The organism is Pseudomonas sp. TE3911 (assembly GCF_054062775.1).
The window spans coordinates 961,401-981,237 of record NZ_JBSSFP010000001.1 but is presented as its reverse complement, the minus strand read 5'-3'; the positions used below and the strand labels follow the sequence as shown (position 1 = coordinate 981,237).

At 60.3% G+C, this 19,837-nt stretch carries 21 protein-coding genes and 1 pseudogene; 10 read left to right on the top strand and 12 right to left on the bottom strand.

The window, feature by feature from the left end; translation table 11 throughout:
• The first annotated feature begins 2 nt into the window (after positions 1–2).
• The 3 genes from ngg to ACVWXD_RS04520 all read left to right on the top strand — a co-directional run bounded on the left by ngg (position 3) and on the right by ACVWXD_RS04520 (position 3,432).
• A complete protein-coding gene (gene ngg, locus ACVWXD_RS04530; RefSeq protein ID WP_032888062.1) occupies positions 3–1,751 on the top strand; it encodes an N-acetylglutaminylglutamine synthetase in 1,749 nt (582 codons plus the stop codon).
• Between the two features lie 193 nt (positions 1,752–1,944).
• The gene (locus tag ACVWXD_RS04525; protein ID WP_032888060.1) at positions 1,945–3,138 is read left to right on the top strand and encodes an osmoprotectant NAGGN system M42 family peptidase; all 1,194 of its coding nucleotides are present in this window, start codon (positions 1,945–1,947) and stop codon (positions 3,136–3,138) included.
• 66 nt (positions 3,139–3,204) lie between these two features.
• Positions 3,205–3,432 carry a YheU family protein gene (locus ACVWXD_RS04520; protein ID WP_003192759.1) on the top strand — a complete coding sequence of 76 codons (228 nt, stop codon included), beginning with the start codon at positions 3,205–3,207 and terminating at the stop codon, positions 3,430–3,432.
• A 7-nt stretch (positions 3,433–3,439) separates the two neighbouring features.
• On the opposite strand, the gene csrA is transcribed toward ACVWXD_RS04520, so the two are convergent.
• Both csrA and ACVWXD_RS04510 read right to left on the bottom strand, forming a co-directional pair.
• Positions 3,440–3,637, bottom strand: a complete 198-nt coding sequence (csrA, locus tag ACVWXD_RS04515; RefSeq protein ID WP_095185473.1) for a carbon storage regulator CsrA — start codon at positions 3,635–3,637, stop codon at positions 3,440–3,442.
• A 127-nt stretch (positions 3,638–3,764) separates the two neighbouring features.
• Positions 3,765–4,580, bottom strand: coding sequence for an SDR family oxidoreductase (locus tag ACVWXD_RS04510; protein WP_032888057.1), 816 nt, complete (start codon positions 4,578–4,580; stop codon positions 3,765–3,767).
• 330 nt (positions 4,581–4,910) lie between these two features.
• Here ACVWXD_RS04510 and ACVWXD_RS04505 point away from each other — a divergent pair, with 330 nt between their 5' ends.
• A complete protein-coding gene (locus tag ACVWXD_RS04505) occupies positions 4,911–5,063 on the top strand; it encodes a DUF3309 family protein (RefSeq protein WP_015885095.1) in 153 nt (50 codons plus the stop codon).
• A 52-nt stretch (positions 5,064–5,115) separates the two neighbouring features.
• Here the strand turns inward: ACVWXD_RS04505 and ACVWXD_RS04500 are convergent, their stop codons facing one another.
• The 5 genes from ACVWXD_RS04500 to ACVWXD_RS04480 all read right to left on the bottom strand — a co-directional run bounded on the left by ACVWXD_RS04500 (position 5,116) and on the right by ACVWXD_RS04480 (position 10,808).
• Complete coding sequence (locus tag ACVWXD_RS04500; RefSeq protein WP_032888055.1) at positions 5,116–7,203, bottom strand: LTA synthase family protein; 2,088 nt, start codon at positions 7,201–7,203, stop codon at positions 5,116–5,118.
• 337 nt (positions 7,204–7,540) lie between these two features.
• Positions 7,541–7,732 carry a PLDc N-terminal domain-containing protein gene (locus tag ACVWXD_RS04495; RefSeq protein ID WP_003172956.1) on the bottom strand — a complete coding sequence of 64 codons (192 nt, stop codon included), beginning with the start codon at positions 7,730–7,732 and terminating at the stop codon, positions 7,541–7,543.
• A 67-nt stretch (positions 7,733–7,799) separates the two neighbouring features.
• Entirely contained in the window at positions 7,800–8,330 is a 531-nt protein-coding gene (locus ACVWXD_RS04490) for a hypothetical protein (RefSeq protein WP_457370712.1), read from the bottom strand.
• A 41-nt stretch (positions 8,331–8,371) separates the two neighbouring features.
• A complete protein-coding gene (locus ACVWXD_RS04485; RefSeq protein WP_032888051.1) occupies positions 8,372–8,887 on the bottom strand; it encodes an ankyrin repeat domain-containing protein in 516 nt (171 codons plus the stop codon).
• Positions 8,888–8,981: 94 nt separating this feature from the next.
• Positions 8,982–10,808 carry a long-chain-acyl-CoA synthetase gene (locus ACVWXD_RS04480; RefSeq protein WP_181643223.1) on the bottom strand — a complete coding sequence of 609 codons (1,827 nt, stop codon included), beginning with the start codon at positions 10,806–10,808 and terminating at the stop codon, positions 8,982–8,984.
• Positions 10,809–11,203: 395 nt separating this feature from the next.
• Between ACVWXD_RS04480 and ACVWXD_RS04475 the strand changes: the two genes are divergently transcribed.
• Positions 11,204–11,482, top strand: a complete 279-nt coding sequence (locus ACVWXD_RS04475; protein WP_032888048.1) for a DUF3509 domain-containing protein — start codon at positions 11,204–11,206, stop codon at positions 11,480–11,482.
• Positions 11,483–11,542: 60 nt separating this feature from the next.
• Here the strand turns inward: ACVWXD_RS04475 and ACVWXD_RS04470 are convergent, their stop codons facing one another.
• The 4 genes from ACVWXD_RS04470 to aroC all read right to left on the bottom strand — a co-directional run bounded on the left by ACVWXD_RS04470 (position 11,543) and on the right by aroC (position 14,809).
• Positions 11,543–11,812 (bottom strand): response regulator transcription factor, encoded by a 270-nt coding sequence (locus ACVWXD_RS04470; protein WP_032888046.1) that lies wholly within the window; start codon positions 11,810–11,812, stop codon positions 11,543–11,545.
• Positions 11,813–12,019: 207 nt separating this feature from the next.
• The gene (locus ACVWXD_RS04465) at positions 12,020–12,550 is read right to left on the bottom strand and encodes a 1,2-dihydroxy-3-keto-5-methylthiopentene dioxygenase (RefSeq protein ID WP_401380506.1); all 531 of its coding nucleotides are present in this window, start codon (positions 12,548–12,550) and stop codon (positions 12,020–12,022) included.
• Positions 12,547–13,713 carry an MFS transporter gene (locus tag ACVWXD_RS04460; RefSeq protein WP_163035001.1) on the bottom strand — a complete coding sequence of 389 codons (1,167 nt, stop codon included), beginning with the start codon at positions 13,711–13,713 and terminating at the stop codon, positions 12,547–12,549. Before ACVWXD_RS04460 ends, ACVWXD_RS04465 begins: the two co-directional genes overlap by 4 nt.
• Positions 13,714–13,717: 4 nt before the next feature.
• A complete protein-coding gene (aroC, locus tag ACVWXD_RS04455) occupies positions 13,718–14,809 on the bottom strand; it encodes a chorismate synthase (protein ID WP_032888040.1) in 1,092 nt (363 codons plus the stop codon).
• Positions 14,810–14,951: 142 nt separating this feature from the next.
• Between aroC and ACVWXD_RS04450 the strand changes: the two genes are divergently transcribed.
• Both ACVWXD_RS04450 and ACVWXD_RS04445 read left to right on the top strand, forming a co-directional pair.
• Positions 14,952–15,914 (top strand): alpha/beta hydrolase, encoded by a 963-nt coding sequence (locus ACVWXD_RS04450; RefSeq protein ID WP_095185468.1) that lies wholly within the window; start codon positions 14,952–14,954, stop codon positions 15,912–15,914.
• Between the two features lie 99 nt (positions 15,915–16,013).
• Positions 16,014–16,820: a hypothetical protein gene (locus tag ACVWXD_RS04445; RefSeq protein WP_032888036.1), complete on the top strand. Its 807-nt coding sequence runs from the start codon at positions 16,014–16,016 to the stop codon at positions 16,818–16,820.
• 128 nt (positions 16,821–16,948) lie between these two features.
• Here ACVWXD_RS04445 and prmB read toward each other — a convergent pair whose 3' ends face one another.
• The gene (prmB, locus tag ACVWXD_RS04440) at positions 16,949–17,857 is read right to left on the bottom strand and encodes a 50S ribosomal protein L3 N(5)-glutamine methyltransferase (protein WP_122681113.1); all 909 of its coding nucleotides are present in this window, start codon (positions 17,855–17,857) and stop codon (positions 16,949–16,951) included.
• 239 nt (positions 17,858–18,096) lie between these two features.
• Here prmB and ACVWXD_RS04435 point away from each other — a divergent pair, with 239 nt between their 5' ends.
• The 3 genes and pseudogenes from ACVWXD_RS04435 (at position 18,097) to ACVWXD_RS04425 (ending at position 19,783) form a co-directional block, all read left to right on the top strand.
• Positions 18,097–18,687, top strand: coding sequence for a cysteine hydrolase family protein (locus tag ACVWXD_RS04435; protein ID WP_181643227.1), 591 nt, complete (start codon positions 18,097–18,099; stop codon positions 18,685–18,687).
• A gap of 142 nt (positions 18,688–18,829) precedes the next feature.
• The gene (locus ACVWXD_RS04430) at positions 18,830–19,150 is read left to right on the top strand and encodes a hypothetical protein (RefSeq protein WP_032888031.1); all 321 of its coding nucleotides are present in this window, start codon (positions 18,830–18,832) and stop codon (positions 19,148–19,150) included.
• Positions 19,151–19,224: 74 nt separating this feature from the next.
• Positions 19,225–19,783, top strand: a pseudogene (locus ACVWXD_RS04425) (Smr/MutS family protein).
• The last annotated feature ends 54 nt before the right edge of the window (positions 19,784–19,837 follow it).

Below are 19,837 nucleotides of genomic sequence, written 5' to 3'. Positions count from 1 at the left end.
TGATGAAACCCCACGCAGCGGCTTACAGCCAACGCTTGCTGAAGGGCCAGGCGCCAACCTACGAGCGCCTGCAAGCCCGACTCGCCGAAGATGGCAGCCCGCTGGCCGCCGAGCCCATTGCCGTGCATTGCGGCTGGGGCCGGCTATTGATCGGCCATACGTTTCCGGACCCGGCGAGCCTGGCGGGGGAACTGCTCAACGAACAACCCGGCGAACGCGACATCGCGCTGTATGTGGCCGCGCCGCAGCAGATCCTCGGGATTGATCCGCAGCAGTTGTTCCTCGATCCCTCGGACACTTTGCGCCTGTGGTTCACTGACTACCGCCCCGCCACCCGGGTGTTTCGCGGCTTTCGTATTCGCCGCGTGCAGACCGAGGCCGACTGGTTGGCGGTCAACCAGTTGTACCAGTGCCGTGGCATGTTGCCGGTTGACGCCGAGCGCCTGACGCCGCGCCATCAAGGCGGCCCGGTGTACTGGCTGGCCGAGGACGAAGACAGCGGCGCAGTGATCGGCAGCGTGATGGGCCTTAACCATCAAAAGGCTTTTCACGACCCGGAAAACGGCTGCAGCCTGTGGTGCCTGGCGGTCGACCCGCAGTGCACGCGCCCCGGTGTGGGCGAGGTGTTGGTACGCCACTTGGTGGAACACTTTATGAGCCGGGGCCTGAGCTACCTCGACCTGTCGGTGCTGCACAACAACCGCCAGGCCAAGAGCCTCTATGCCAAGCTCGGGTTCCGCGCGCTGACCACCTTTGCGATCAAACGCAAGAACGGCATCAACCAGCCGCTGTTCCTCGGCCCTGGCCCGCAGGCGGGGTTCAATCCCTATGCGCGGATCATTGTTGAAGAAGCACACCGGCGCGGTATTGATGTGCAGGTGGATGACGCCGACGCCGGTTTGTTCACCCTCAGCCACGGCGGGCGGCGCGTGCGTTGTCGTGAGTCTTTGAGCGACCTGACCAGCGCGATCAGCATGACGTTGTGCCAGGACAAGAGCCTGACCCACAAGGCGCTTAAAGCCGCCGGTTTGAAGCTGCCGTCGCAACAATTAGCGGGCAGTGCTGATGACAATCTGGAATTCCTGGATGAACACCAGCGCATCGTCGTCAAGCCCCTGGATGGCGAGCAAGGCCAGGGCGTGGCGGTGGATCTGCACAGTATCGAAGAAGTGCAGCAGGCCATCGAGGCTGCGCGCCAATTTGACAGCCGCGTGCTGCTGGAAAGTTTTCATGAAGGGCTGGATTTGCGCATCCTGGTGATCGGTTTCGAGGTGGTCGCCGCCGCTATCCGCCGCCCTGCTGAAGTCACCGGTGACGGCCAGCACTCCATCGGCGCGCTGATTGAAGCGCAGAGCCGACGACGTCAAGCGGCGACCGACGGCGAGAGCAAAATCCCGCTGGACGCGGAAACCGAACGCACCCTGCACGCCGCCGGTTATGACTACAGCAGTGTCCTGCCCCGTGGCCAGACCCTCGCCGTGCGTCGCACCGCCAACCTGCACACCGGCGGTTGCCTGGAAGACGTCACCGCAATCCTGCACCCGACCCTGGTCGACGCCGCCGTGCGCGCCGCCCGTGCCCTCGACATTCCCATGGTCGGTCTGGACCTGATGGTGCCCGCTGCCGATCAACCTGAGTACGTGTTTATCGAAGCCAACGAGCGGGCCGGCTTGGCCAACCATGAACCGCAACCGACGGCAGAGAAGTTTGTGGACCTGTTATTTCCCCATAGCCAGCCGACGGCTCAATAACCCTGTGGTGAGCGGGCTTGCCGCGCGGGGCTGCGAACCAGCCCCAAAACCTGCCAATGAGTGTTGACTCGAAGCGCGCGTTGCCTGGACTAGGGGCTGCTTCGCAGCCCAGCGCGGGTCAAGCCCGCTCACCACAAAAAGCCCGCTCGCCACTACAGCCCCACGGGTTGCCCTTATTTCATCAGGAGTCTTTATGAGCCGAACCATCCCCGAACCGGATCTCAACTACCTGCAAAAAGTGCTGTTGGAAATGCTCGCCATTCCCAGCCCTACCGGCTTTACCGACACCATCGTGCGCTACGTCGCCGAGCGCCTCGAAGAGCTGGGTATCCCATTTGAAATGACCCGCCGCGGCACCATCCGCGCAACCCTCAAGGGCCAGAAAAACAGCCCCGACCGTGCTGTGTCGGCGCACTTGGACACCATTGGCGCCGCCGTGCGTGCGATCAAGGACAACGGCCGCCTGACCCTGGCGCCAGTAGGCTGCTGGTCCAGCCGTTTTGCCGAAGGCAGCCGCGTCAGCCTGTTCACCGACAACGGTGTGATTCGCGGCAGCGTGTTGCCGCTGATGGCCTCCGGGCATGCGTTCAACACCGCCGTGGATGAAATGCCGGTGAGCTGGGACCACGTAGAGCTGCGCCTGGATGCTTACTGCGCAACCCGCGCCGACTGCGACTCCCTGGGGATCAGCGTCGGTGACTACGTGGCCTTTGACCCGCTGCCCGAGTTCACCGAGAGCGGGCATATCAGCGCACGCCACCTGGACGATAAGGCGGGCGTCGCCGCCCTGCTCGCCGCGCTCAAGGCCATCGTCGACAGCGGCGAGCCGTTGCTGATCGACTGCCATCCGCTGTTCACCATCACCGAAGAAACCGGCAGCGGTGCGGCGGCAGCCCTGCCGTGGGATGTGAGTGAGTTTGTCGGCATCGACATCGCCCCGGTCGCCCCCGGCCAGCACTCCAGCGAACATGCGGTGAGTGTGGCGATGCAGGATTCCGGCGGGCCGTACGACTACCACCTGTCCCGTCACCTGCTGCGCCTTGCATCGGAAAATGACCTGCCAGTGCGCCGCGATCTGTTCCGTTATTACTTCAGCGATGCACACTCGGCGGTGACGGCCGGGCACGATATCCGTACAGCGCTGCTGGCGTTTGGTTGCGACGCGACCCACGGCTACGAGCGCACCCATATCGACAGCCTGGCGGCGCTGAGCCGCTTGCTCGGCGCGTACATCCTCAGCCCGCCGGTCTTTGCCAGCGACGCGCAGCCGGCCCAGGGTTCACTGGACCGCTTCAGTCATCAAATCGAGCATGAAACACAGATGGAAAGCGACACGCGCGTGCCGTCGGTGGACAGTCTGGTGGGCAACAAGTCCTCAGGCGAGTAACAGCCACTGCTGGCAACCCGGGTCCCGGCACAGTAGCATCGCCGGGATTCTCTATCTGAGGCTTGTATGCTGATTCCCTACGACGCTCTTGAAGTCGACACTCTGACCCGCCTGATCGAAGACTTCGTGACCCGCGACGGCACCGACAATGGCGACGACACGCCCCTGGAAACCCGCGTGCTGCGCGTGCGCCAAGCGCTGACCAAGGGCCAGGCCCTGATCGTGTTCGACCCGGAAAGCGAGCAATGCCAGTTGATGCTTAAGCACGATGTGCCCAAGCATCTGTTCGACTGAGGGTGTTCTAGGGGTTGGTGGCGGGTTGGGGTTGAGTGGCTTGGCGTTCGAGCATTTTCTGATGCACCTCGGCGCGGTGCACATTGATCCCCGCTGGTGCGGCAATGCCGAATTTCACTTGGTCGCCGTTCAGTTCCAGGATGCGCACGGTGATCTCATCACCGATGGAGATGATTTCGCCTACAGCGCGGCTTAAGACCAGCATGGCGGTTGTCCTTTTGGAGTGACAGGACCTCGACCATGCGCGCTGAAGTTTGATGCAGCAATGGCACGCAGCTAAATCAGGCAACACCTACACCAGTAGGTAATTTGCCTGACAGACCAACACCTGATTAGCCTTTAACAGCCTGTGCCTTGGCGCGCATCTTGTCGGCCATGGTAGTCATTTCGTCGTAGAGCAATTGCGGATTCTTCTGCTTCAACGCCCAGGCCATCCGGCCCTGCTCGTGGGGCAAGATCATGAATTCCCCTTCGGCGACACGCTGATAGATGTAATCGGCAATATCCGCCGCCGAGATCGGCGAACTCTCCAACAACTTGCCCACCTGGGCCTTCATCGCCGGCGTCGGCCCACGGAACGAGTCCAGCAGGTTGGTCTGGAAGAACGACGGGCATACCACATGCACGCCAACTTCCTGCTGCTTGAGCTCCACCAGCAGGCTTTCCGACAGCGCCACCACACCGGCCTTGGCTACGTTGTAGTTGCTCATGGCCGGCCCTTGCATCAGCGCCGCCATAGAGGCGATGTTGATGATGCGGCCCTTGCTCTTTTCCAGCAGCGGCAGGAACGCTTTGCAGCCTTTGACCACGCCCATCAGATTGATCGCAATCTGCCAGTCCCAATCCTCCAGGGACAGTTCGGCAAAGAAACCACCCGAGGCGACGCCAGCGTTATTGACGATCACATCGATGCCCCCCAGCTTCACTTCGCACGCCTGGGCAAACGCGGTGAGCTGGCTGTAGTCGCGCACGTCGCAACGTTGGGTAAAGCCATCGCCCCCGGCCTCGCGCACGAGCTTGAGGGTTTCCTGCAACCCTGGCTCGCTGACATCCGACAAGGCCAATTGCCAACCCTCGCGGGCCCAGCGCAGAGCGATTTCACGACCCAGGCCGGACCCGGCGCCAGTGATCATCATGCGATTTTGCATAGGAAGCAGCCTTGTGGTTCACAGAAGAAGTGATCGGCAGTGTAGCGAAGGTTTTTCCTGCACCCACGCACCATCAGATTGATGAATGCCCCAGGCAAACCGTGGGCCGGGTCGGATGCCTGCGCACAGCCTAAGTTCAATCTTTTTCAACTAGTACGACGCAGCTGCGAGCGCATTAAAAGAAATAAGCGTGTTTGCAAAATGCTTTAAAAAAACACGGAATTTTATGCGAAGCGCAGGAGTCGGAGTTGTTAAGGCGTTCGTAATTAAACCTGCGGTCGTAACGTTAAATCATCAGTCCTTGCACAAGGCCTATAAGGAAATAAAACCATGAGCCTCATTCTAATCATCATCCTGATCCTGCTGCTGGTCGGTGGTCTGCCAGTCTTCCCGCACTCCCGCAACTGGGGCTATGGCCCGTCGGGTATCCTGGGTGTTGTTCTGGTTGTCCTGCTGGTGTTGTTGTTGCTCGGCCGGATATAAAAACCGCATAAAAAAAGAGGCCTGAAAAGGCCTCTTTTTTATTGCCGGTTAATTAGTCCGGCTTGCCGTCAACTACGCCGGCGGTGTTATCCAACAGGCTCTTGGTGGCCGTCTGCAGGAAAGACTCAAGTTTCTGCTTCAACGCAGCCTCGTCCGGCGATTCAGGAATCACCTTACCGGTCGGGTTAGCGCCCAGTTCGTATTCCCACAACTTCGGTGGCATCTCCTTGGGCAAAACAAGGATGCGGTCTGCGGTGACCAAGGCCACGGTCTGGTCGCTGCCCGAAGGCTTGATCACGCCAAAGCCTTTGTCGCCTTCCGGCAGGTTCAGCAGATCACGACCCCAGCATTGGTGCAGGGTGTCGCCACCGAGGCGGCCCATAATGGTCGGCACGATGTCGATCTGGGTGCCCACGGTGTGGTCACGCTCGCCGAACTTCTCCTGCATGCCCGGTGCAATCATCAGCATCGGCACGTTGAAGCGGCCCAAGTCCATCTCGGTGATCTGCTGTTCGTTGCCGAAGCCGTGGTCGCCCACGATTACAAACAGGGTTTCCTTGAAGTACGGCTCCTTGCGGGCCTTTTCAAAGAACTGGCCCAGGGCCCAGTCGGAGTAACGCATGGCCGTCAAATGCTCGTTGAGGCTGCCACGGTCAGTGACTTTCTCGACGGGCAATGGCGTCGGCAATGCGTACGGCGTGTGGTTGGACAGGGTTTGCAGCAGTGCGTAGAACGGCTTGCCGCCTTCGCGGGCTTTCAACTCTTGCAGGCCACGGTTGAACATGTCCTGGTCGGACACGCCCCACGTCGGATCAGAGAACACAGGGTCGACGAAGTCGTTGCGGCCAATGAAGTTGGTCATGCCCTGGTTGCTGAAGAAGCCCGACTGGTTGTCCCAGGCGAAGTCGCCGTTGTAGACATACACGTCGTCAAACTGACGCGCGCTGAGCAACTGCGGCAGGCCCGACAGCTTGTGGCTGCCTTCCGGGGTCTGCATCAGGTATTCAAAGCCTGGCAGGTTCGGGAAGCAGGCCATGGTGGCGAACATACCCTGGTGGGTGTGAGTGCCGTTGGAGAAGAAGCGGTCGAACAGCAGGCCTTCCTTGGACAGTTTGTCGAAGGACGGCGTGATGTTGCCCGGACGGCCCAATGCGCCTACCGAGTGACCGGCGAAGCTTTCCATCAGGATGACCACGACGTTCTTGATCGGCAGGGTCTTTTCGGCCGGCGGCATGTAGTCACGGCGCACGGCGGCGGTGTCGGTATCGACCAGTTTCTCTTGGGGCAATACCAGCATGTCGCGCACGGTCTGGGTCGCCAACGGCTGATCCAGAGTGGCCTTCCAGATATTGGCGCGGTCCTCACCGAACCGAGCCTTGGCCGCCGCGATCAGCGACAAGGTGCCATTGAGGCCCAACTGGTTGGCGAAGTTGGAATCGGTGGTGTACACGTCGCCCCAGCGCAGCGGCGGGCCCTGACGCAGAGTGCCACGGGCGGCAACCACAGCGATCAGCAGGCAGACCACGAACACCGCGATGCGGCTGTACCACGGCGCGACCTGGCGGGTGCCGATACTGCCACCGCTGAATGGGCCGCGTGGGCGCGTCGCGCGATCAGCGCCTTTGAAGGCGATGCTCAGGATCAGCGTGCCTACGGCCCAGGCCAGCAGGTAGCGCACCACCGGAAAACCGTACCAGAGCATGCTCATCACGGTTTTCGGGTCTTCCTTCACGTACTGGAAAACCAGGCCGTTGAGGCGCTGGTGGAACTCGCGGTAGAAGTCCATCTCCATCAAGCCCAGGAACAGGGCGATGCTGGACGCAATGGTCAGCCAGAAACGGAAGAACCCACGCGCGGCCATGGCCCGTACGCTGAACAGTGCCAGCAGCAGCGGGATCAGCAGATACACCACCAGGCGTATGTCAAAACGCAGGCCGTTGGCGAACGCTTCCAGGAAGGTCGAGGCCGGGGTGTCGAGGATCATCTCGCGGTTGTACACCAGCAGCGCCAGGCGCAGCAGGGAGAACATCACCATCATGACCAGTGCGCAGAGCAGCGTGTATGCCAGATGGGATTTGACGGTCGGTTGCAGCAGGCGATTAGAAGCTCGCTGCTGACTCAGGGCGTCCGGGTTTGCCATGTCGTTTCAGGACCCATTGGAAGTTTAAGTGACGAAATATCGCGGTGGCGCGAATGGTGCCCGATCAATCACAGCAAGGCTATTAATTACTGAACGTGCACCGCTGCACCGCCTTTAATAGCAGGCAGAAAAAGCCGGAGAATTGTCTTGGATGGGTTGTGAAAATTCTGTACAGCGAATATTTCGATACAAAAATCACAGGCATCATGAAACGAAATGTGGGAGGGGACTGACTCCCGATCGCGATGTGTCAGTGCCAGATGAGTGGCTGATACACCGCTATCGGGAGAAGCTCCCTCCCACATTTACTGTGCCCACTCCAGACGGAGTGAAGCGATCAAATCCGCACGTTACCCCGTGGCCCGGCAATCGCCCAGATGATCAGGCCCAGGACCGGCAGCAGCAGGATCAACAGGATCCACAACACCTTGGCGCCAGTGCTCGCGCCGCTTTTAAACACATTGATGATCGCCCAGATATCCAGCGCGAGGATGATCAGCCCAATCAAGCCATTAAATGTGGAACCCATGGTGTCGCTCCTAAGTGAGGGCATGCACTTGTAGGATAGTCAGCCCTGGCAGGGGTTCCGTTTTATTTCAGACGTGGACCTCCACCTTCAGCGCTTCCAGGGACGGCTCCGCCTTGATGCCGACTTCGGCGCACAGCTCCAGCACCCGAGGCAGGTCGTTGCCAAACACCAATACGGTCTGGATTTCGTCATCCAAGGGCAGGCTGAAATCAAGCAGCACATAGCCGCCATCCTCCGGGCTCAGGGCGCTCATCTGGATCTGGATGCGGTTCAGCGCGGTGAGGCCGTCAGCCTTGGCCAGTTGCTTGGGCTTGAGGTTGAACGCGACACCCGGACCGAACGAGGCGACGATCTGCGCAAACAGATCGCCATAGGTGTCGGCCTGGAACAGCACGGTCTCTGGCAGGCTGCCGACCACCACCCACTCCCCCAAAGGAATCGGGAAGGTGTCGTCGTAGTTGATGTCTGGGTTGGCTGCCAGAAATGCAGCAGGATCGGCGTAGGCCTGGGCAGCCTCATCAGCGATGCGCGCGACCTCGTCCTCGCCCATGACCCCGGCGCTGATTTTGCTGATAAGTTCGACGAGGGCGGTTTTCATGGGGCGATCCTGTAACGGGCTGGTTTTTGAGGGCGCAAAGCCTACACCAGTTTCTGCAACTGCGCCGCCGTATCCACCGCGCCCATGGTCTGGGCCGCTGCCAGCGCGGTCGCGCCCTGGGCATCTGTGGCCTTGGGGTTGGCGCCCTGACCAAGCAGGTAATCGACCATGTCAACGCGGTTGAACATCGCCGCCATCATCAGCGCGGTGCGACCGTCTGAGGACGCGGCTTCTACCGGCGTCCCACCCTCGATCAGCGCCTTGACCACCGGCAGGTTGCCCTTGAAGGCGGCACCGGCAATCGGCAGTTGGTTCTTGTCGTTCGCGATCAGTGGATCGGCCTTGAACTCCAGGAGCACTTTCACCGCCTCGGCGTGGCCGTGGTAGGCCGAGAGCATCAGCAGGGTGTCGCCATTGTGGTTGCGGAAATTGGCCGGCAAGCCTTTGGCCAACAGCGCGGCAAGCATGGCCGCGTCGCCGCGGCGGGCCACGTCGAAGACTTGCTCGGCAAATTCGGCGGCTTCGTCTTCGGTCATTTGTTTAGGCTGGTCGGACATGTGGGGCTCCTTATCTGGTACTGAATAGGCGCCAGTGTCGCGAGGGAGTTCCCACCTGTCATGGCTTTTTTGTCAAAAGCCCCCATAGCCACAATCAATAGCGGAACTGACCGCCCTGGATCTGCGCGAGTAATTGCCCGGTGACCGGCACGTAGCAGTCCGAACCCGGCAGCCAGGCATACACCGGGTCATTGCCGGCCTTGTCCGGATCGAAAGCCTCCTCCTTGAGCTTGACCTTCTGGTACTTGAAGGTACCGGTGGTTTCCATCTTGACCTTGATCCGCAGGAACAATGGCACCGCATAGGCTGGCAACTGGCCGTGGGCGAATTGCAGCAGCTCGCGCATGTCCAGCGCGGCCAGGGACTCGCTGGGGGTGATGGCGACCATGCCCGCGCGCCCGTTGGTGTTCTCGATCTCAACGCCATACGCCACCACTTCGGCGATCTGGGGGTGTTGCAGCAGGACATTCTCGACCTCGGTGGTGGAGACGTTTTCACCCTTCCAGCGGTAAGTGTCCCCCAGGCGATCGACAAATTGCGCATGGCCGAAGCCGATGCTGCGCAACAAATCGCCGGTATTGAAGTAGCGATCGCCCTTTTCAAACACGTCAGTGAGCACCACCCGGCGATTTTTTTCCGGATCGGTGTAGCCGTCGAAGGGCGATTTTTCATCGATCCTCGCCAGCAACAGCCCCTGCCCGCCCGAGGGCACCTTACGCATAAAGCCATCGCTGCCGCGCAGCGGCTCGCCGCCTTCGTGGTCATAGTCCACCAGAGCCCAATGCTGCAGGCAAAAGCCGATGGTGTTGTCGAAATTCAATACGTTGGTAAAGCCGATATTGCCGTCGCTGGCCGCGTACAGCTCGCAGATATGCTCAACGCCGTAGCGCGCCTTGAACTGCGCCCACACGCCAGGGCGCAGGCCGTTGCCGACCATCTTGGTGACGCGGTTATCACGGTCGTTTTCAGTGGGCGGCTGGTCGAGCAGGTAACGGCACAACTCGCCGACATAACCGAGGGTGGTTGCCTTGAATCTGCGCGCATCGTCCCAGAACTGGCTGGCGCTGAACTTGCGGCGGATGGCAAAGCCTGACGCGCCGACAATTGCAGAGCCCCAGCACACGCACAATCCGGTGGCGTGGTAGAGCGGCAAGGTGCAATAGAGGACGTCATCCGGCCCCATGTCCAGGGCGATACTGCCGAAGCTGACGGCCGTTTTGGTCCAGCGGCCATGCTTCATAATCCCGGCCTTGGGCAGGCCGGTGGTGCCGGAGGTGTAGATATAGAAGCACGGGTCATTGAAGAAGACCTGCGCGGTGCTGGCCGGATTCTCCAGCGGGCACTCGGCACTGACCGCCATCAGGTCGATATAACCGTCGGGCACCTCGGTGGATTGCTGATCGGCGACGAACCAGGTTCGATCAGCCTTGATCGCGACCTGATCACGCACGGTTTCATAGGAGGCCACCAGTTCCGCACCGACAATAATGGCCACTGGGCTCACCAGGTTCAGGCTGTGCACCAGCGCCGCCTGGGTTTGCGCAGTGTTGAGCATCGCGCAGATGCCACCCAGCTTGGCCACGGCGAGCACGTTCAAAAGTAATTCGGGGCGATTTTCAACAAACAGAGCCACCACGTCACCCTTGCCGATGCCCTGGGCGTGCAGATGATGGGCGATACGGTTGGCACGCTGGTTGGCTTCGGTATAGCTGAGCACCTGATCGCCATACAACAAAGCGTTGCCATCCGGATTGCGCAGGGTGGCTTGCTCAAAGTGCCAGCCCAATCCGCAAGGCTGCGCGGGGTCGGTGACATTGGCGGCACGCATGCCACGCACAACGCGTGGCAGGGCACGAACAATGGAGGGCACCTTACGCAACAGCTTGCCCCAGGTGATCATGTCGTTCTGCGGGTGGCTCATGGTGGAACATCCTTTTTCTTATTGTTCGTATGATCCAAAAGCACCCATTTCTCCGTAAGAAGGAGGCCGAGTGCATTGAAGGAAAATACGTCAGCCCTTCTTCGACTGTACACGCGGGATTTGAAAAGTTTTGTATCCCAACAGACGACGACTGAAAAAGGGAATTTAGCCCCGCAAAGGGAGTCTTTATGGATAGCGGCACGCCCATCCGGCCGCGCCAAGTAACGCAAAATGCAGGATGCATGATGGCCCTTCATGCAATTTGCACGAATCTGAAAATCTCAATTTTTTATAAGCCATTGATTTAAAAGGATATTTAAATAAATCAGGAGCTGGCACAATCACTGCACCTATCACTCCATGCTTGCCAAATTGAGCCAACGGAGCTGATAGACATGAGCCTGATCCAAGATAAATTCGCTTCAGTATTCTCCAACTACGACGTCACCACCCAGCCACGTCCAGACGGCGGCATCCTGCTGACACTGCGCAATGGTGAGGGCAAACAGGTCAAGCGTTCGATCTCCTACCAGCAGTTGCACACTGCCGACCAACTTACCTGGGTGATCAGTGCCATTCGCCGCGACCTGGCCGAACAAGCCAGTGACCTGCCGCAAATTTCGATGCTGCAAAGCCAGAACCGCTTTGCCCTGCCGACTTACCATTCGGCTTAAGTACTGCACATAAAAAAGGGCCGCGACGCCGTTGAGCGTCGCGGCCCTTTTTCGTTGAGGTCAGCACAGGCCTTGGCGCGCGGCCTCGTTCATCGCCTGTACACGGTTGGTGACTTCCAATTTGCCGTAGATATTGCGCAGGTGAAATTTGACGGTAGCCTCGGACGTCGCACGGATCTGACTGATTTCCCAGACGGTCTTGCCCTCGGAAGCCCAGCGTAAGATCTCCAATTCCGCTGGGGTCAGCGGCTTGCCGGACAAGCTCAGGCGTCTCCTGAGCGCGTTGGGCACGAAATACGGCGGCGGACACGGCTCCTCTGGCCCATTCATTACATTTCTCCTTCTTTTTGGCTGATCTCCTATCACCCTTCGGATTCCTCCTATTGACAGGTGATACAACTGGTGCCGCAAAGAGTTACATAACGAATGGTTTCAGTGCGCATTGGCCGCGATAAACAGCCAAGCCCTACAAGCAACTAAGCCTCTTCCCACAACAATTTCCAACTTGGCGGGGTTGAACATTCCAGCTGCCTGGTTTCAATCATCCAAACCTGGGAAACGGCTGGCAATATCATCGCCGGTGAATGCCGGGTCCGCCCCTTGCACCGTTTTAGCTAAGTGCAGTGTGACCAAGTGGGGGTTCTCGCCCATATCAAACCAGTGCGCCATGCCGGCCGGGATCGCCAGCAGGTCGTTTTTCTCACAGCGCACGGCATATACGTAGTCGCCTATGTGCAGGCTGAAAAGGCCCTGGCCAGCGATGAAAAAACGCACTTCATCTTCGCTGTTACGGCGCTCAGAGAGGAACCGAGCCCGCAGCTCGTCCTTCTGCGGGTGGTCGCTTGTGACACTGAATACTGCCACCGAGACGTCGCCCAGCGCGTCGATCTGCGGCTGATAGGCGGCAATCATTTCAGCCTCGCTGGCGCCCTTCTCGATCGGGCTGGGCTGCCAGCGCTCGAACCGCACACCGTGCTCGGCCAGGGTCGCAGCGATGTCTTCGGCATGGGTCAAGACCTTGTTCGGCGTATCCGGTGAAGCGACGTGGTAGACAGCGACATAACTCATTGAAGGGTTCCTTGGTTCTGTTCGTGCAATCGAAGACCCATGATAACGGCCGCGGCCAGGGCGGCGACGCTGGCAATACTAAAGGTGAAGGTCGGCCCCAACAGGTTCCAGCTATAACCGGAATACAGCGCGCCCAGCGCACCGCCGGTGCCGGCCAAAGCGGCGTACAGCGCCTGGCCCTGGCCTTGTTGTTTATCGCCGAAGCTGCGTTGCACAAAGGCAATCGCCGCTGCATGAAAGCTGCCGAAGGTAGCCGCGTGCATGACCTGCGCCAATAACAGCACCCAAAGAAATTCGGCAAACGAGCCCAGCAGTAACCAGCGCAGCGCCGCCAACAGGAAACTGGCCATCAACACCCGACGTACCGAGAAGCGCGTGAGGATGCGGCTCATGGCCAGGAACATCAGCACTTCGGCCACTACTCCCAAGGCCCACAGCATGCCGATCACGCCACGGCTGTAGCCCAAGTGCTCAAGGTGGAGCGTGAGAAAGGTGTAATACGGCCCGTGGCTCATCTGCATCAGCGCGACACAGGCGTAAAAGGCCAACACGCCTGGGCTACGCAGTTGCTTGAGGAAACCCTCACCGGCAAGGCGATTACCCTGGCTGGCAGGCTGCGCATTCGGCACCCACAGGCTGGCGCCAATAATCCCGGCCATGATCACCACGACCACCACCGGGTAGATATCCAGGCTCAGCCAGTCGAACAGCCGGCCCATGATCACCACGGTGAGGATAAAGCCGATGGAGCCCCACAAACGTACCTGACTGTAGCGTGACGTCTGTTTTTGCAGATGCGCGAGCGTGATCACTTCAAACTGCGGCAGCACCGCGTGCCAGAAGAACGCATGCAGGGCCATCACCAAAGCCAGCCAGGCGTAGGTCTTGCTGACGAAAATCAGCGAAAAGCTGACCAGGGTGCACACTGCGCCAAAACGCACGATGGCCAGGCGGCGGCCGGTATAGTCGCCCAGCCAGCCCCACAGGTTGGGCGCCACGCAGCGCATCAGCATGGGGATGGCCACCAGCTCGCCGATACGCGCGCTGGAGAAGCCCAAGTGATCGAAGTACAGCGCCAGGAACGGCGCCGTCGCCCCCAGCAGGGCGAAGTAGAACAGGTAGAAGCTGGAGAGGCGCCAATAAGGGAGCGCTGTCACAACCAGCCCGTCACAGCTGGCCCAGTACCGGAGTGCTCACCTGCACCTCAGCATTTTGCCCACGGTTGCGCAGCAGGTGGTCCATTAACACGATGGCCATCATTGCCTCGGCAATGGGCGTAGCCCGGATGCCAACGCACGGGTCGTGGCGGCCCTTGGTGATCACATCCACCGGGTTACCGTTGACGTCAATCGAGCGGCCTGGGGTGGTGATGCTCGACGTGGCCTTGAGCGCCAGGTGCGCAACGATTGGCTGACCGGAAGAAATGCCCCCAAGGATGCCACCGGCATTGTTGCTGAGGAAACCTTGTGGGGTCATCTCATCGCGGTGCTCGGTGCCGCGCTGGGACACACACGCGAAGCCTGCGCCGATTTCCACGCCTTTTACGGCGTTGATGCTCATCAGTGCATGGGCCAGTTCTGCATCCAGACGGTCGAAGATCGGCTCGCCCAGGCCTGGCTTGACGCCCTCGGCGACCACAGTGATCTTGGCGCCGACGGAGTCCTGGTCGCGGCGCAACTGGTCCATATAGGCTTCCAGTTCCGGCACTTTATCCGGGTCAGGACAGAAGAAAGCGTTGTCATCCACGCTGTCCCAGGTCTTGAACGGGATTTCAATCGGGCCCAACTGGCTCATGTAGCCACGGATCACGATGCCCTGGGTGGCCAGGTATTTCTTGGCGATGGCGCCAGCGGCCACGCGCATGGCGGTTTCGCGCGCGGAACTGCGGCCACCGCCACGGTAGTCGCGTTCGCCGTATTTGTGGTGATAGGTGTAGTCGGCGTGGGCCGGTCGGAACAGGTCCTTGATCGCCGAGTAGTCTTTGGACTTCTGGTCGGTGTTACGGATCAGCAGGCCGATGGCGCAACCGGTGGTACGACCTTCGAAGACGCCGGAGAGTATCTCGACTTCGTCAGGCTCCTGGCGCTGGGTAGTGTGGCGACTGGTACCGGGTTTGCGGCGATCGAGGTCGCGCTGCAGGTCCTCCAGGGACAGTTCCAGGCCGGGCGGGCAGCCGTCGACAATGGCGACCAACGCCGGGCCGTGGCTTTCGCCTGCGGTGGTGACAGTGAACAGCTTGCCGAAGGTATTGCCAGACATGCAGGGCGCTCCGTGAAATCAGTTGTAATCACTCGGGGGTGATAACCAAGCGCGCCAGTATACGCGGGCCAACCGACTAGTTCATCCTCGAAACCTTACCGGTCGGCACAGGTCCAACCGACACTTCACCAATGATGGCGCGATGATGCTGCGAGTTTTGCTGTTTACCCTCACCCTGTTTACCGCCGTGGCCCACGCCGCGTCCCCCGTCGTACTGCAACGGCCCATCAGCCTGGACACCGGCAGCGGCGAGCTGTTTGGTTCGCTGCTGCTGCCCCAATCCGACCATCCGGTGCCCGTGGTGCTGATTATCGCGGGCTCCGGTCCCACCGACCGCAACGGCAACAGTGCCGACGGCGCGCGCAACGACAGTCTCAAGCGCCTGGCGTGGGTGCTGGCACGACACAACATCGCCAGCGTGCGCTACGACAAGCGCGGTGTGGCTGCAAGCCTCGCCGCCACACCTGACGAGCGTAACCTGACCCTCGACGCCTACGTGGCCGACGCAGTGGCCTGGGGCAAAATGCTCAAGGCCGACAAACGCATGGGCCCGCTGATTGTGCTGGGCCACAGCGAAGGCGCGCTGGTCGCCGCCCTCGCCGCCCCGCAACTCGACCCGGCCGGTGTAATCTCCCTGTCAGGTAGCGCTCGTCCGGTGGACCAGGTCATCCGCCAGCAACTGGCCGATCATTTGCCCCCTGCCCTGCTGCTGCGCAGTAATGAAATCCTCGATCACCTCAAGGCCGGTCAGGTGGATGCCGATGTACCTGGCCCGCTGGAGGCTATTTTCCGACCCAGTGTGCAGCCTTACCTGATCAGCCTGTTCCGCGCCGATCCGTCCGCGGCCTTTGCCAAACTGCGCATGCCGGCACTGATCGTCCAGGGCACCAACGATATACAGGTCGGTGTCGGTGACGCCCAGCAACTGAAAAGGGCCAAGCCTGATGCCGAGCTGACGGTGATCGAAGGCATGAACCACGTCATGCGCATCGTGCCCAATGACGTGAAGCAGCAATTGGCCTCCTACAATGACCCGCAATTACCCCTCGCCGCAGAGCTGGGTAACCGCGTGGTGCGCTTTATCGCCGGACTTCAACCCCGTTAAGCGACAATTTGCCTCCAGTCCTCGTAAAAACGGCCGATAAGCCAAGAGTCGACAGCAAAAAGACTGTCGGCTGGCTGGGCTTGGACAGGATCGCGCCGCATGACAACCACTGAAGCAACACCAGAACCGACCGCCGACACCCCGGCTGAAAAAACCGAGGCCGTCGACGCGGCGCCTCTGCCGTGGGCGGATGTCCAGGCCGAACATTTCAAGATGCTGCGCCTGGCCCCCCTGGCCACAGACCGCGCCACTGGCCTGCGGCCGTTGAGGTTCGTGCAGTTCGGCTATGCCGAGCGCAATGACAAGCAACACAGCCTGTTGCGCATGGTCATTCAGTTGCCCGGCCAGCGTGTGCGTCGCGAACAAAACCACTTGGATATCTGGGTCGACCACGACACCCATCGCGTGCATTTCGGTCCGGGCAACAGCCTGGAAATCGAGCCGGCCAACCGGGGCATCGGCCGTTTCCTCGTTGCTCAAGGCGCTGCCTGGGCTAAGAAGAAGTGGTCGCACTACCGCGTCGACGGCGTCGACCTGGCCAACAAGGACGCACTCAACGAAGCCACGCGCCTGCGCCGCGACCACTTCTTGCGCATTCAGGGTTTTGATGTGGCGTATGCCGATGTGCAGCACCTCAAAGGCAACGTACAGCCAGGCAAGGTCGGTGATGTGCTGGACAGTTGGAACACTGAGAAGGTGCAGTTCGTCGAGATCCTCGAAGCCGCGCAGATGCTGCAACAGGCCGAACAGAACCTGTTGGAACAGGAAGTGAAGCTGCGCAAGGAAGAGGAAAAAGTCACCAAGTTCAAGCGCGAGGACAGCGGGCTACGTTTCACCATCACCTGTCTGGTGGCGTTTACGGTGTTCCAGGCAGGGCTGTTGATCTGGATTGCGACACACCGCTAATAGGTTGCACTGCAATAAAAATGTGGGAGGGGGCTTGCCCCCAACAGCGGTGTATTCAGTCATGAATGTGTTGACTGAGACACTACCATCGGGGGCAAGCCCCCTCCCACACTGACCGCATGACCCACTCAGACCCTGGCGGCAAAGACGGCCTGATGCGCCCGGCACTGCTCGGCCGTGAGCATGAACACCCCGTGCCCGCCCCGCTGGAATTCCAGCCACGCAAAGTCCACCTCTGGGTACAACGCCTCAACGTGCACCTGGCTGTTGCCCACTTCTACGATCAGCAAACCCTTCTCGGTCAGATGGTCCGCCGCTTCGGCGAGCATCCGACGTACCAGGTTCAAACCGTCATCGCCACAGGCCAGTCCCAGCTCCGGCTCATGCTGGTATTCGTCCGGCATGTCGGCGAAGTCTTCAGCGTCCACATACGGCGGGTTTGACACGATCAGGTCGAAACGCTGGCCTGGCAGGCCGTCGAAACCATCGCCCTGCACGGTGTATACGCGCTCGTCGACGCCATGACGCTCGATATTCTGGTTGGCCACTTCCAATGCTTCGAAGGACAAGTCACCCAACACTACCTCGGCGTCCTGGAACTCGTAGGCGCAGGCGATGCCGATGCAACCTGAGCCGGTGCACAGATCGAGGATGCGCGCCGGTGGTTGGGCCAGCCACGGTTCGAAGCGGTTTTCGATCAGTTCGCCGATGGGGGAACGCGGGATCAACACACGCTTGTCGACGATAAACGACATGCCGCAGAACCAGGCCTCACCCAGCAGGTAGGCGGTCGGCACGCGCTCATGGATACGGCGGTGAAGCAGGCGTTGCACATGGGAGACTTCCTCTTCTTCCAGGTTGCAGTCCAGGTAACTGTCGGCAATTTCCCACGGCAGGCTCAAGGCGCCGAGCACCAATTGCCGGGCTTCATCCCAGGCGTTGTCGGTGCCATGGCCGAAAAACAGGTCTTCCCCATGGAAACGGCTGACAGCCCAACGGATATGGTCGCGCAAGGTGCGCAGGCGGGAAGTGATCACGGGGGCAGACTCCTGGAAAAAACGACTGGCGATTCTAACAGCCTTCGCCTGTACCTACGATGTACGAAAACTTGGCGCCACCCATCGGATTTCATCCAATTTGCCAGCATTGTGTTAAACAAGCCCGCCTCTTGACATGGCTGCACGCCAGCAACGGCGTAGCTTACGATGGTAGCGATTCACAGAACTGCTCAGCCAGTGGACAATGTCGCAAAAGCCCCCCTCACAGGAGCCCCAGAATGTCCGTTCCAAAGACGATGTTTCAACTCAGCGGTCGCGGTTACGCAGCAGCCAACCTGAACCATGCGACCCTCGTGATCATCGACGCCCAGAAGGAATACCTCAGCGGTCCACTCGCCCTCTCGGGCATGGACGCGGCGGTCGACCATATCAAGCAGCTTGTGACCTCAGCGCGCAACGCTGGCCGTCCGATCGTGCATGTGCGCCACCTGGGTACCGTCGGTGGCCTGTTCGACCCTCAGGGCGAACGCGGTGAGTTCATTCCCGGCCTTGAGCCTCAAGGCGACGAAACCATTATCGGCAAGCTTCTGCCCAGCGCCTTTCATGGCACCGGCCTGGAAAAGCACCTGCAAGACCTCGGTTCCCTGGACCTGATCGTCTGCGGTTTCATGAGCCATTCCAGCGTCAGCACCACCGTGCGCGCGGCCAAGAACCTGGGCTTTCGCTGCACCCTGGTGGAAGACGCCTGCGCCACCCGCAACCTGCCTTACAAAGGCGGCATCCTGACTGCCGAGCACGTACAGCAAACCGAAATGGCCATCATGGCCGACAACTTCGCCACCCTTGCGCTGACCAAAGATCTGATCTGATCGCCCTTCTGATGAGCGGCGCGGCAATGTTTATTGCCCCGCTCATCCGCTAAGCCTTTTGATTTGGCGCATTTGCCTCGGGTACAGGAACAAGCTGCGTATCTTCCGGTCGAAGGGCCGATACCCTGGAGGAAAGGTCGGAATGAAGATATCCGATGGTTTTGACGCTCGTCGCTTGCGCCCAAAGGGCCCGAGTAACTGGCGTCTGCGTCTGGTGGCCGGCATTGCCGCGTTGCTGGCGATTGTAGGTTTGTTGCTTGCGGGCGCTGGTGGCGCCGGCTTGTTTGGTCATTCACCGGCCCTTGGCGAACTGAATGCCAGCCCCGGTGGCTCTGCCCTCCTGCTGGGCATCGGCGTGCTGGTGCTGTGGCTGGGCGTGTGGTTGTGGCGTCGTAGCCGTCGGAAAATGCGCCAGCCGTTATCACTGAATATCGCTGCACACCTGATGAAAAAACACGACTGATGGCGCTTGGATAGCGTTTCCTGCGCCCGGCCGCCGCGAATTAGGTAAACTGCCCGCCCTTCGCGGAGGCCGACATGCAAGACGACGATTTTTCCCCTGTTCAAAAACGAGCTGCGCGGCGTCAAGCCGATCAAGCACGACCGCGCCGATACCGGCAAACCCAAGGCTGATCGGGCGCAAATCGCCAAACTGCGCCAGGCCGCGACCGTGCGCACCGATGCCACCACCGTGGATGGCCTGTCGGACCAATTCGTGATCGACGTCGGCCCCGAAGACGAGTTGATGTGGGCCCGCGATGGCGTGCAGGAAAGCCAGATGCGCAAGCTCAAGGTCGGCCAGATCCCCTTCGAAGGTAGCCTCGACCTGCACGGCATGACCGTGGAGAAAGCCCGCGAAACCCTGTGGGCCTTTCTCGCTGAAGCCACCAAATTCGAAATCCGCTGTGTACGCGTCACCCACGGCAAAGCCGTGCGGCTGGACGGTAAGCGACCGATGATCAAAAGCCACGTCAACACCTGGCTGCGCCAACACGCTCAGGTGCTGGGCTTCACCTCCTGCCAGGCCCGCCACGGCGGCGCGGGGGCGGTGTATGTGATGCTCAAGCGTACGATGATGGAAGGCCGTGACGAGTAACAAGTGACATCGTCAGGCTTGCAGCGATGTGTCCGCCACCGTAACCTTGCGCTT